Source organism: Myxococcales bacterium (genome assembly GCA_016717005.1).
In the GTDB taxonomy this organism is placed as follows: domain Bacteria; phylum Myxococcota_A; class Polyangia; order Haliangiales; family Haliangiaceae; genus UBA2376.
The window spans coordinates 18,046-30,426 of the sequence record JADJUF010000011.1 but is presented as its reverse complement, the minus strand read 5'-3'; the positions used below and the strand labels follow the sequence as shown (position 1 = coordinate 30,426).

Annotated in this window: 9 protein-coding genes and 1 pseudogene; 6 read left to right on the top strand and 4 right to left on the bottom strand. The window is 69.7% G+C overall.

Annotated features, from left to right (window positions below; all coding sequences use genetic code 11):
- Nucleotides 1-4: 4 nt before the first annotated feature.
- On the bottom strand, nucleotides 5-823 hold the full coding sequence (locus tag IPL61_12805; GenBank protein ID MBK9032176.1) for a hypothetical protein: 819 nt from the start codon (nucleotides 821-823) through the stop codon (nucleotides 5-7).
- Nucleotides 824-936: 113 nt separating this feature from the next.
- Between IPL61_12805 and IPL61_12800 the strand changes: the two are divergent.
- Nucleotides 937-2,917 (top strand): annotated as a pseudogene (locus tag IPL61_12800) (aconitate hydratase).
- Between the two features lie 42 nt (nucleotides 2,918-2,959).
- Here the strand turns inward: IPL61_12800 and IPL61_12795 are convergent.
- Nucleotides 2,960-3,895, bottom strand: coding sequence for a nucleotidyl transferase AbiEii/AbiGii toxin family protein (locus tag IPL61_12795; GenBank protein ID MBK9032175.1), 936 nt, complete (start codon nucleotides 3,893-3,895; stop codon nucleotides 2,960-2,962).
- A 34-nt stretch (nucleotides 3,896-3,929) separates the two neighbouring features.
- Nucleotides 3,930-4,562, bottom strand: a complete 633-nt coding sequence (locus tag IPL61_12790) for a type IV toxin-antitoxin system AbiEi family antitoxin domain-containing protein (GenBank protein ID MBK9032174.1) — start codon at nucleotides 4,560-4,562, stop codon at nucleotides 3,930-3,932.
- A gap of 123 nt (nucleotides 4,563-4,685) precedes the next feature.
- Here IPL61_12790 and IPL61_12785 point away from each other — a divergent pair, with 123 nt between their 5' ends.
- Nucleotides 4,686-5,927, top strand: a complete 1,242-nt coding sequence (locus IPL61_12785) for a helix-turn-helix domain-containing protein (protein ID MBK9032173.1) — start codon at nucleotides 4,686-4,688, stop codon at nucleotides 5,925-5,927.
- A complete protein-coding gene (locus tag IPL61_12780; protein MBK9032172.1) occupies nucleotides 5,924-8,731 on the top strand; it encodes an XRE family transcriptional regulator in 2,808 nt (935 codons plus the stop codon). Before IPL61_12785 ends, IPL61_12780 begins: the two co-directional genes overlap by 4 nt.
- Nucleotides 8,732-8,780: 49 nt before the next feature.
- Here the strand turns inward: IPL61_12780 and IPL61_12775 are convergent, their stop codons facing one another.
- Nucleotides 8,781-9,005, bottom strand: a complete 225-nt coding sequence (locus IPL61_12775) for a PQQ-binding-like beta-propeller repeat protein (protein ID MBK9032171.1) — start codon at nucleotides 9,003-9,005, stop codon at nucleotides 8,781-8,783.
- A gap of 341 nt (nucleotides 9,006-9,346) precedes the next feature.
- On the opposite strand from IPL61_12775, the gene IPL61_12770 reads away from it, so the two are divergent.
- The 3 genes from IPL61_12770 to IPL61_12760 are packed head-to-tail and all read left to right on the top strand — an operon-like array spanning nucleotide 9,347 to nucleotide 12,340.
- Nucleotides 9,347-10,399 (top strand): PAS domain S-box protein, encoded by a 1,053-nt coding sequence (locus tag IPL61_12770; GenBank protein MBK9032170.1) that lies wholly within the window; start codon nucleotides 9,347-9,349, stop codon nucleotides 10,397-10,399.
- Nucleotides 10,396-11,664: a response regulator gene (locus IPL61_12765; GenBank protein MBK9032169.1), complete on the top strand. Its 1,269-nt coding sequence runs from the start codon at nucleotides 10,396-10,398 to the stop codon at nucleotides 11,662-11,664. Before IPL61_12770 ends, IPL61_12765 begins: the two co-directional genes overlap by 4 nt.
- On the top strand, nucleotides 11,552-12,340 hold the full coding sequence (locus tag IPL61_12760) for a response regulator (GenBank protein ID MBK9032168.1): 789 nt from the start codon (nucleotides 11,552-11,554) through the stop codon (nucleotides 12,338-12,340). The genes IPL61_12765 and IPL61_12760 overlap by 113 nt, the downstream gene beginning before the upstream one ends.
- The last annotated feature ends 41 nt before the right edge of the window (nucleotides 12,341-12,381 follow it).

Below are 12,381 nucleotides of genomic sequence, written 5' to 3'. Positions count from 1 at the left end.
CGCGCTACCCCGGCGGCTTGACCACGCTGAGGCCGGGCGCCGCGGCGCGGTGCCCGGGCCACGCGTCCATGCGGAACGGCCCGACCCGGGTCAGGCCGCGCACCTCGGTGCGCCCGCGCAGCGCGAACCCGCGCATCACCCGCTGCACGCGCTTCTCGAGCCGCATCGAGGTGTCGGCGAAGCCGAGGCCGTCGGCGGTGCGGATCGACAGGGACATCGTGCGGCTGGCCAGCACGTGGCCGTGCTCGTCGAGCACGTCGAACTCGAAGCTCGTCGAGTGGCCGTCGTGGGTGAGCGCGGTCTCGCCGACCACGTTGACCTCGATGTCGCCCCGACGGAACGCCAGGGACAGGCTCACGTGCAGCAGCGGATCGGTCGGCGCCTCGGTGGCGGTGTAGCTCCACTGCTGGCGGTCCTCGCGATCGAGATCGACGGGGCCCAGCGTGCCGGCGAGCAGCGTGCGCCGCAGGTCGACCCGGGTCTCGACCTCGTAGATCAGCGCCGCCGCGCGGGCGAGGTGCTCGTCGGGCAGCTCGTGCGCCCAGGTGACGATCGCGCCGATCACGTTCTGGCGGTAGCTGTCGTGGCTCCGGCGGACGATCACCGCGCCGTCGGGATCCACCAGGACGGCGTAGACGTTGGCCAGCTCGAAGCCGCCGGCGCCGCAGGTGCGCTGGCCCCGCGCGTCGAAGCGCAGCAGCACGTTGTCGTACGAGCGCTCGCGGTCGAAGGCGCCGCCCTCGACGTCGAAGATCGGCCCGCGCTGCCGGCAGTCGGTCACGGCGATCGCTGCGTCGACCCAACCCCGCGTCGTCGTCGTCATGGCCGATCGTTCGCACGGTGGCCGGGTCGACGCAAGCGCCGCGCGCCGCGCCGCGCCGCGTCGACGCCCCGCGCTTGATCGCGGACCCGCCGCGCGTGGTAAACACCGACGAGATGCCGTCGCGTACGTTCTCGCTCACCCCCGGCAAGCGCGTCCTCTACCTGACCAAGGACCCCGAGCGGATCCGCCGCCAGCTGGCCGGCGAGCTGACCTTGCGCATGGTCGACCTGCGGCCCGACGAGCTGCTCGACGACATCAACACCGACGCGATGACCCCGGCCTGGGTGTGCTTCGACTACGACCCGGCCGCGATCGCCCGGAACGCGTACGCCGGGCTGATCGTCGGCGGCCAGCGCCTGCTGCCGGCCGAGGCCCTGGCCCAGGGCGGCTTCGAGGTCATCGTCGCCGGCGCCCAGAAGGGCGTCGGCAGCTCGCGCGAGACCGCGGCCCAGTGCGAGGTCTGGAGCGGCAGCCGGCTGGCGATCGCGTCGTCGTTCGCGCCGATCCACGCCCGCAACAACATCAACATCGGCCAGCTCATGGGCGACCACGCGCTGATCGCGCGGCTCGAGGCCGGCGAGGCGGTCGCGCTCGACGAGTTCACCCACGGCCACGACGCGATCACCGCGCTGATCATCGAGGCCGGCGGCCTGCTGCCGTTCTCGGCCAAGCTGGCCAAGGGCGAGATCGCGGTGCCGCCGACCGGCACCACCGCGCGCCCGATGAACCTGACCGAGCAGGTGCTCGCGGCCAAGCTGGTGCCGGGCCAGGGCGAGTTCGTCAAGCCCGGCGACGCGGTGCTGGTCCGGGTCGACGCCGGCTACTCGCACGAGTTCACCACCGCCCAGGTCGACTGGTTCCTGGCCCAGGAGTACGGCGACGACTACCGGCTCAAGGACCCGTCGAAGTTCGCGGTGTTCGAGGACCACCTGATCTACGCCGACGGCGTGGCCGCGATGGCCAAGTTCTCCGACAAGATCGAGGAGCTGCGCGTGATGCAGCGGGCGTTCGCGGCCAAGACCGGCGTCCGCAACTACGGCGCCGTCGACGGCGTGTCGCCCCGGCATCTGCCACCAGATCGCGCGCGAGCAGTTCATCGACCCCGGCGACTTCGTCCAGGCGACCGACAGCCACACCTGCATGGGCGGCGCCTCGGGCGCGCTGGCGTGGGGCGTCGGCGCCACCGAGTACGCGGCGCTGGCGTACTGGGGCTTCACGCCGATCGCGGTGCCGGAGTCGATCCGCTTCGAGCTGGTGGGCCGCCTGGCGCCGGGCGTCACCGCCAAGGACGTGATGCTCCACATCCTCGCCACCCACGCCAAGCGCGAGGACACGCTCAACCGGGTCATGGAGTTCGGCGGCGCCGGCCTGTTCGCGCTGTCGCCCGACGAGCGCGCCACGCTGGCCAACATGGCCACCGAGTGCTCGGCCCGCGGCGCGATCATGGAGGTCGACGACGTCATGCTCGACTGGATCGCCGCCCGTCGGCCGGGGATCGATCGGGCCGCGCTCGCGGCCAAGGTGCTGACGCCGGATCCCGGCGCCCACCACGACGGCGGCGTCCACGTGGTCGATCTGGCGACGATCGCGCCGATGGTCGCGACGCCGGGCGATCCCGATCGCGGGGTCGCGTCGGATCCCAAGAACGGCGCGCTGGTCGCCACGCTCGGCCAGGTCAAGGTCGACATCGCCTACGGCGGCTCGTGCACCGCCGGCAAGCGCGACGACCTCGACTTCTACGCCCAGGTCATGGCCGACGCCGAGCGCGCCGGCAAGCGCGTCGCCGACGGCGTCCACTTCTACATCCAGTTCGGCTCGAAGGACGTCGAGGACTACGCCCGGGCCCAGGGCTACCTCGACCTGTTCGCCCGCACCGGCGTCGAGATCATCAAGCCCGGCTGCGGCGCCTGCATCGGCTGCGGCCCCGGCGTGTCGGAGCGCGGCGATCAGGTCACGGTCTCGGCGATCAACCGCAACTACAAGGGCCGCAGCGGCCCCGGCCGCCTCTACCTCGCCTCGCCGCTGACCGTCGCCGCCTCGGCCGTCGCCGGCGAGATCGTCGAGTACCAGGCCGGCATGTTCGCCCGCGAGTAGCGGGCGTCGCAGCGGCCGACTTCCCCACGCCTCGGGCCAAAATCACTCGCGCTCCGCGATCCATCGCGGACCACCAGGCATCCACGTCGCGGAGGGAATTGGATCGGCGTCGAGAGACGCGAGCAACTGCCCGAAGAACGCCCGCAGCGTCACCACGATCTCTGGAAACGGTGGCGGGGCGTGCCTCGGCGGCCGCACGCGAAGGAAGCTCGACCACCAGCCCCGCTGCGCGACGATCGCAACGTAGGCGTCGGTCAACGCCGCTGGAACGCCGGCCGGGATCGGGGTCCGCCGTCGCGCGAGCGTGCCTCGCACTGCGATCGTAGTCTCGATCAGGTCGAACTCCAGGTGCTGGGTCGCTACCCAGATGTCGTAGTAGTCCTTCACCCGGCTGTTCGCCGTCGCCAGGTCCAGCATCACCTGGAACTTCTCGGCGACGACGGTCTCCTTCGGATACATTCGAAGGCGGACCGCGGGGAGTTCGGGCAAGAGCAAGCGGTAGTCCGCCTCGTGCAACCGCGGATGGACGTGATCGCCGAAGCCGATGTCGATCTGGACGGGGACCTTGGCCGTATCGAGCCTCGCGTCGACGCGCACGGTGAGCCCCGCGTAACGCTCGTCTTCTCGCACCGGTTCGACCCGCAGGGTCGAGTGGTCGAAGCTCACCGCGTCCTCTGCGGCGTCGATCGCGATCACGAACGCGAACAGATCCCGCACCGCTGTCACCGACGAATCACCGTGCCCCAGCAGGTCGATGTCGAGGGTCGGTCGGTAGACGTAGTCCGGCCAGGTCGCCAGCAGCATCGCGCCCTTGAGCGCGTACTGGGCGGTCACCGGGTGGCGGCTCAGTCGATACAGCAGACGCTCGTTGACGTAGCGAGTGAGCACCGACTGAAACGGCTCGTTGCGCCGCCGCGACAACGCGAGCAACCGACTACGGATGGAGGCGGCAAGGTTGGTCACGGGTTTCTTGGTCATCGAAACCTCTCAATGTACGGGCCGACGACGCGCGTCACGCGATCGATCTCGGCGAAGGCAGCGACCTCGGCTGGCGTGGTCTTGCGCCGGCGCAGCGCGTCGCGCAGTGCCTCGACCGCCAGCGCCTCGCCGACACGGCGGCGGTGTTTGAAGCAGTCGGCGATAGTCTTCGCGACGCCGTAGATCGGGACGCGAACCCCTCGATCTCGACGTTCTCGATCCCGGAAGTCATCACCCGTCCCGACGCGCGCACGATCTCCAGCCGCACGCCGTCCGCGCGCGGGGTTCGCGTCCGTTGTGGGATGGTCATCCACACGGCCCGAGGAAGCTCGGTCGTCAGGTCGTGGAAGCGCAGCGCGCTGATCAAGCTGATCACGCCCGACGGCACCCGAACCGCCGCCTCCGCTAGGTCGTGCGCCGCATGCTCGCCTGCTCGATCCGGGCGCTGATAAAGACCTCGCCCCAGTCGCAGGACCTCCCCCGCGGCGGTGAGCCGGTGTAGATAGACTAGGGGGATCCCCGCAGCCGTCAGGTCACGTGCACGAACAATCCCCCGCTGTTCCAGCAGGTTAAGCAACTTGACGCGGTACCCCGGCGCGGGCATTGTTCGCTTTTGCACATAAATATCCCAGCGCGAATCGGAAAGCAACGAAGAATTCTGAATCATCGAGATGACTCATTTGATATGACCGAAGCGTCCCGGAAAGTGTTCCTTAATGCATATAATTCTGCAAAATGGACCCGTCGTTTCCGCATCGACGAATAGGAAACAACATGTCATATTATTAGTATGACGATTGATGAGTCAAGAGGGAAGGATCTGCCGGCAGCGAGTGTGCGCGCCGCGCGGGCTTTGCTTGCCTGGTCGCAAAAGGAGTTGGCCAAGGAGGCTGGGGTGGCTGTGTCCACGGTGGCGGACTTCGAGCGCGGCCAACGAACCCCGGTGCCGAACAACGCCATGGCGCTCCGTCGTGCCCTGGAGGCGGCACAGATCCAGTTCCTGCCGAGCGGCGCGATCGCAGGCCCCGACGTTCCTCGGGCGTCGCTCCGACGAACGCGCAAGGGAGTACCGCTCCGCTGGCTCAGCGCCCAGGACCTGCACGACTGGGCTAGCAGCTACCCTGCCGCGGCGACGCTGCCGACGCTGATCGCGAAGCTCATCCGCGCGCATCATGGAGCGCTGATCGAGCTACACTTCCCATCGGGCGAGAGCACGCGGCAGTCGGGGTGGGATGGCACCACCCGCACGAACGACGCCAGCGAGTATGTCCCCGCCGGCGCCGGCGCTTGGGAGCTGAGCTGCAAAGCGAAGGTCGGCCCCAAGGCCAGCGAGGACTTCGAGAAGCGGACCGCTGATCCGCTCACGCTCGACCGCTCGACCTCGACCTACGTCTTCGTCACCCCACGGCGTTGGAGCGCCAAGAGCAAGTGGCTCAGAGCGCGGCGCGCCGAAGGCACGTGGCGCGATGTGCGGGCGTACGACGCCGATGATCTCGTCGAGTGGCTCGAGCAGACTCCCGCGGTCGCTCGCTGGCTGGCTGGACAGCTCGGGAAACGTCTCGACGACGAACTCGCGGCGGTTCGAGATCTCGAAGACGCGTGGCAGGAGTGGTCGCGGGCGACCAAGCGACCTCTGTCGACCGACTTGGTCCTGTGCGATCGCGACGACGACGCGATGGAGGTGCTCAAGTGGCTTCGCCGCGAGCCATCGGTCTTGGCGCTGCAAGCGACCACCACCGAAGAGGTGACCGCCTTCCTCTACGCCGCAGTCCGCGAACTACCCGCCGACCTCGCGGAGATGTACATCGCCCGATGCTTGGTGGTCGACGACGCGGCAGCCGCGCGGCGCCTGGCGCCGGTGTCTGGACCCCTGGTGTTCGCGTTGACGATCCCGGAGCCAGGGCTTGCGAGCACATTGGTCGCGAAGGGTCACCACGTGCTCCTAGCCTACGATGACCGCCCCCGCGCCGATGGTGACGTGCGGATTCTCGCGCGTCGCGTGAGGAACTCGCTCGCACACTCGGCGGGATGAACCTCGAGCAGCCGCGCGCTGACGCACTTGCACGCGACTGTGCGGGCAACCTATCGGTGCTGCGGCGGCTCATGCCCAGCAACCCGGGGCGACTTCCCCGATGGGCGGAAGCGCCGACGCGGTCACTCCTCGCAGCGCTCCTGGTCGGCGGCTGGGACGCTGAGAGCGAAGGTGATCGCAGCATCGTCGCGCTGCTCGCCGGGACGAACACGTACGACGAGGTCGAAGCCGAGCTCGAGCGATACCGTGGCCACTTCGACCAGCCGCTGCAAAAGGTCGGTACGGTGTGGCGCGTGGCCTCACCACTCGACGCGTGGCTGAACCTCGCGCGGCACCTGAGTGATCGCGACCTCGATCGCTTCGCGCACGCCGCGCTCGCGGTGTACAGCGTCGAGGATCCGCGCTTCGCGCTCCCTGCCCACGAGCGGTGGATGGCGCCGGTGCTGGGAGTTGTCCCGGCGCAGTCGGGCTGGCTCCGCAGAGGCATCGGTCACACGCTCATCTTGCTCGCGGTGCGCGGCCGCGCCGCCGCTGCCGGGGATGCCGGTCGCCGTGTCGATGCTATCGTCAACAAGCTCCTCGATGGCGCCAACCCGCCCCGCTGGTGGTCGCTGGCGCGGGACCTTCGACTGTTGGCCGAAGCGTCGCCGGCAGCGTTTCTGTCGGCGATCGAAGACAGCCTGGATCGAGACAAGCCGCCGATCGGCGTCCTGTTCGGCGCCGATCCGGGTGGTCTTTCGGGGACCGAGTACCTGTCAGACCTGCTGTGGGCGCTGGAGGCGCTCGCCTGGTCGCCAGAGTGGCTCGAGCGCGTTAGCCTGGTGCTGGCGCGACTCGATCGTATCGATCCAGCGCCTTCGAGTCGGCACCGCAATCGGCCAGGTGAGGCGCTGAGCTCGATCTTCTTGCTCTGGCACCCGCAGACCTACGCGCCTCTCGATCAGCGACTGCGGGTCCTCGATGTGCTTCGCGGCCGCGAAAGCGACGCCTCATGGAGGCTCTTGCGTGGGATCTTGCCGACAGGGCACGGGCTCGCGACACCGACCGCCCGACCACGGTGGCGCGACGTGGTCCCAGATCCGGATCGGGTCGAGCGTGTCACGAACCGGCTGGTACAGCGAAGCGCGAACGAGATCTCCCGTCGCCTGGTCGACGACGCGGGGACCAACGTCGCGCGATGGCACGAACTCCTCAAGCGCCTGGGGGACCTGCTCCCCGACGCCGAGCGCGCCGTCCGCACACTGAATGCCGTCGAGCCAACGCTCGTCGCTCCGACCGACCGACTGGCGCTATGGACCGACCTCCGCAAGACCATTCATCGCCACCGTGAGTTTCCCGGGGTCGAGTGGGCATTGCCGGAAAGGACGGTCGGTGATCTCGAAGCGATCTATCGGCGCCTGACACCGCCGGACGAACTCGATCAGCTCGCATGGCTATTCGCGCTCGATGCGCCCCTGCTTCATCCGCCCGCGGGATGGGAAGCCCGCGAACAAGCCGCGGACGCTGCGCGGATCGACGCAGCCCGCACGCTCTACCGAACGCGTGGCCTCGCTGGCGTGGTGGCCTTGGCACCGAAGACAGCCCAGCCCGGCTACCTGGGCAAGGCGCTGTTCGACGCGGATCTTGGTGACCAGGAGGTAGACGCGATCGTGGCTGCGACGGTCCCGAACTCGGACGCGCTGGTCCGCGGCGTCGCACACGGCCTCATCATCTCGGCGGCGTCCAGGCGTCCGCGGGCGTGGTGCGAAGCGCTGATCGCCACCGCGCGAACCAACGAGTGGGACGACTCGGCCATCGAGACGATCCTGCAGGCGCTCCCCCACGAGCGGTGGACCTGGGAACTTGCGACGGCGATGGGACCGATGGTCGAGGATGCATACTGGCGAGGTACTCGCGCGTTCGTGATGGGTGGCGACGCGCTCGACGTCTCGTACGCCATCCAGAAACTCACCGCCGCGAGCCGCGCCCACGATGCGCTCCGCATCGCGTCGCACGGGGCGAAGAAAGGTGTGCCGTCGTCCGTGCTGGTCGAGGTCCTCGAAGCGGCCGTCAAACAGTCCGTCGCTGTCGATTCGATGTTCGTCCACTACGTGGCCGAGATCATGAAGGTGCTCGATGGCCGTGATGACGTGCCTGTCGCGACGATGCTCGGCCTTGAGTGGAGCTATCTGTCGGTGCTCGAGCACTCGCAGCGGCCGCCTATTGTGCTGCCACGAGTCCTCGCGGAGGACCCGCGCCATTTCATTGATCTCTTGAAGGTCGCGTTCCGTGCCGAGACCGACGACCGCTCGGAGTCGGTGCCGCCCGAGCGCGCCCGGATGGCCGAGCAGGCGTACCGGTTGCTCGACTCCTGGGCCCGGATCCCGGGATCACGCCACGATGGCTCGATCGACCAAGCCAGGCTGGAGGCGTGGATCTTCGAGGCTCGGCGCCTCGCCGGCGACGTCGGCCGCGCTGACATCGCCGACCTGAAGATCGGCCAGGTCCTGTCGGCCGCCGGGATGGGGCAGGATGGCAACTGGCCAGCCGAGGAGGTCCGCGAGATGCTTGAGCTGTTCCCCAGCGAGTCGATGCGCCAAGGGTTCGTCACGGGCAAGGGCAATCGTCGTGGCGTCACCACACGAGGACTGCGTGACGGCGGCGAGCTCGAGCGTGAGGAAGCGGCCCGCTACCAGGCGTGGGCCAACGCGATCCGCAAAGCTCACCGCCGGACGGCGCGCGTGCTCGACGACCTAGCCGCCCGGTACACCGCAGACGCCGCGCATCACGACGAGCAATCCGAACGTCTCGACTGGGAGTCGTGACTAGCTACTGTCAGGCGGCGCTGGGCGCCGCGGCTCCTTGCGATCCCGCCTACTCCGCCGTCGCGATCCCGGTGCGCGCGGCGTTGCCGCCCCACATCGGCCAGCCGGTCAGCGACCGGTCCTTGGTGTCGATCGCGACCAGGCGGCCGTCCTCGGTGCCGACGTAGATCCAGCCGTCGACGGCGACCGGCCGCGACCGCGCCGCCGCGCCGACGGCGTGCTTGCGCTCAGCGGGTCGCCCAGCCAGCTGCTCGCCGGCGAGATCGTCGAGCACCAGGCCGGCATGGTCGCCCGCGTGGACTGCTCCAGGGCTCACCTCGCCCTGGGGCTCCGCCGGCCTCGCGACGCCCGGCCGATGTTCCGCGGCGACGCGCGCGAGCACGGGGGCGCCAACGACTTCATGCGCCTCGAGCTCCTGTGGCGCCTGGGAGGTCGTCAGCGGGCGCCGCGAGCTGCCGTCGGCGGGCCCGCACGGTCGGCGGCGACCGCGTCGATGGTCCGACCCTGGTGTGCGTGAGATACGACTCACGCGCTCCTGGTGGCATTTTTCCGTCGCAACGGTCGTCCTGGTGACAATTGCGGTGACATCCGACGTTCTCGTACAATACTGGATAGATGAGATCGTCCGCTCAGCTCGACGAGCTGGTCCCGGAGGTCGCGCGCCGAGTCCTCGACGCGGCGCCGACGGGCATGATCATGGTCGACGATCACGGCCTGATCGCCCTGGTCAATCGTCACGTCGAGTTGCTCTTCGGCTACGACCGCGAGGCGCTCATCGGTCAGCCGATCGAGATGTTGATCCCGTCGCGGTTCCGCGGTCGCCACCCCGACTTCCGCGCCGCCTTCGCCCGCGATCCCCGGACCCGGCCGATGGGCGCTGGCCGCGATCTGTTCGGGCTCCGCAAGGACGGCAGCGAGGTGCCGATCGAGATCGGCCTCAATCCGCTGACCATCCCCGAGGGCAGCTTCGTGCTGTCGTCGGTCGTCGACATCTCGGCCCGCAAGGCCGCCGAGCGCCAGATCCGAGCTTCGTTGCGCGAGAAGGAGGTGCTGCTCAAGGAGATCCACCACCGGATCAAGAACAACCTGCAGATCGTCTCGAGCATGCTCAACCTGCAGGCCGCGCAGCACCCCGACCCGTTGGTGCAGGCGATGTTCATGGCCAGTCAGGGCCGGGTCCGCGCGATCGCGCTGATGCACGAGACCCTCTATCAGGTGACCGATCTCACGCACGTCGACTTCGCGGACTACGTCCACACGCTGATGGAGGGGCTCTTCGAGTCGCTCTCGATCAGCGACGGCCCGGTCACCTGGCGCCTCGAGGCCGACGCCACCCGCCTGGCGCTCGATCAGGCCATCCCGTGCGGGCTGCTGGTCAACGAGCTGGTGACCAACGCCCTCAAGCACGCCTTCCCCGACAACCGGCCCGGCGTCATCACCATCCGGCTCGCGCGCCAGGCTGGCGACCTCGTCGAACTCGAGGTCAGCGACGACGGCGTCGGCCTCCCGCCCGACCTCGACCCCCACCAGTGCCAGACCCTCGGCCTCGACCTGGTCTTCACCATCGCCCAGCAGCTCGCCGCCGAGGTCGACGTCCGGCGCGAGCGTGGCGTCGACTACCGGTTCCGGTTCAATGCCCCCATCCCGCTCGACGAGGCAAGATCATGAACGAGACGATCCTCGTAGTGGAAGACGAGGCCCTGGTCGCCAAGGACCTGCAGCGCAGCCTCAACGGGCTCGGCTACCGCGTGCCGGCCACCGCCGGCTCGGCCGACGACGCGCTCGTGTGCGCCGAGCGTCACCGCCCCGATCTGGTGCTGATGGACGTCCGCATCCGCGGGCGCGACGACGGCATCACCGCCGCCGCGGCGCTGCGCAGGCGCTTTGGCGTGCCGGTGGTCTACCTGACCGCCTACGGCGACAGCGCCACGGTGACCCGCGCCAAGGCCACCAGCCCGTACGGGTACCTGCTCAAGCCGATCAAGGCTGAGGAGCTACGGATCACGGTCGAGCTGGCCCTGCACAAGCACGCCCTCGACCGCGAGCTGCGCACGCGCGAGCGCTGGCACGGGACCACGCTGCGCTCGATCGCCGACGCCGTGATCGCGATCGACGCCGACCGGCGCGTGGTGTCGCTCAACCGGGCCGCCGAGATCTTGACCGGGTGGTGCGCGGCCGACGCGATCGGCAGGCCGTGCGCGGAGGTGTTCCAGCTGGTCGTGCCCGACAGCGGCCAGCCGATCCCGCTGGAGCCGCGGCCGCCCGCCGCCGCCGCCCACGTCGACGGCGCCCTGACCGGGCGTGACGGGCAGGTCCGGCTCGTCAACGACGCGGTGGCGCCGATCGTCGACGACGATGGCCACCAACTCGGCGCGGTGGTGGTGCTCCGCGACGTCGAGCCCGAACGCAAGCTCCAGCAGCAGCTCGAGCTGGCCCGGCGGATGGCCGCGCTCGGTACGCTCGCCGCCGGGGTCGCGCACGAGATCAACAACCCGCTGGCGTACATTCGCACCAACATCGCGGTCGTGCGGGCGACCCTGGTCGACCATCGCGCGCAGGCGCATCGACGCGTCCTGGCTCGACGACGCCAGCGCCGCCCTCGCCGACGCCGATCACGGCGCCGATCGGGTCCGGCGGATCGTCGCCGAGCTCCGCGTCTTCACCTCGCCCTCGTTCGTGGGCCCGGTCCGCTCCGACGTGGGCGGCGCCCTCCAGTGGGCGGTCGCCGTCGTCGGTCCCGAGGTCCGGAAGCAGGCGCGCCTGGAGGTGGCCCTGGACGAGACCCCGGCGATCCGAGGCGACGGCCATCGCGTCGGTCAGGTGTTCGTCAACCTCCTGACCAACGCCGCCCAGGCGATCGAGCCCGGCGCGCCCGAGCGCAACTGCGTGACGGTCCGATCGCGGGTCGATCCGGACGGCCGGATCGTCGCTGAGATCAGCGACACTGGCTGCGGCATGGCCGAGAGTCAGCTCGGGCGGATCTTCGACCCGTTCTACTCCGCGCGCCGGACCGGCCTCGGCACCGGCCTCGGGCTGGCGATCTGCCACGGCATCGTCACCGCGATGGGCGGCACCATCGAGGTCGAGAGCGAGCTCGGGGTCGGGACCACCTTCCGCGTGGGCCTGCCGCCGGCGGGCGAGGAGCTCGCCACGCACGCGGCCGACGCGCCTCAGGCGGCGGAGCCCGAGCCCGCCGCCCCGCGCCCCGGCGCCTCGACGTCCGGCGCCGCGACGCTGCTGATCATCGAGGACGACGAGATGATCCGCGCCGCGCTGGCCCGGCTCCTCAGCCCACCGTACGAGCTGGTGATGGCGAGCGGCGGTCGCGAGGCGCTCGCGCTGTTCGAACAGGGCCGGCGGTTTCCGCTGATCCTGTGCGACCTCACGATGCCCGACGTCAACGGGATGGACCTGCTCCGGAGCCTGAACGAGCGCTGGCCCGACCAGGCTCAACGGGTCCTGTTCATGACCGGCGGCGCGACCAACGAGGCGGCGGCGCAGTTCCTGGATACCGCGCCGCTCGGCCACGTCGAGAAGCCGTTCGATCGCGTGACGCTGCGGCGCCGGATCGCGGCGCTGCTCCTCGAGCTGGAGCCGCTCACGCCCTGACGCACGCGGCCTCGCGTGGCGCGGCCCGGACGGTCGTGGGT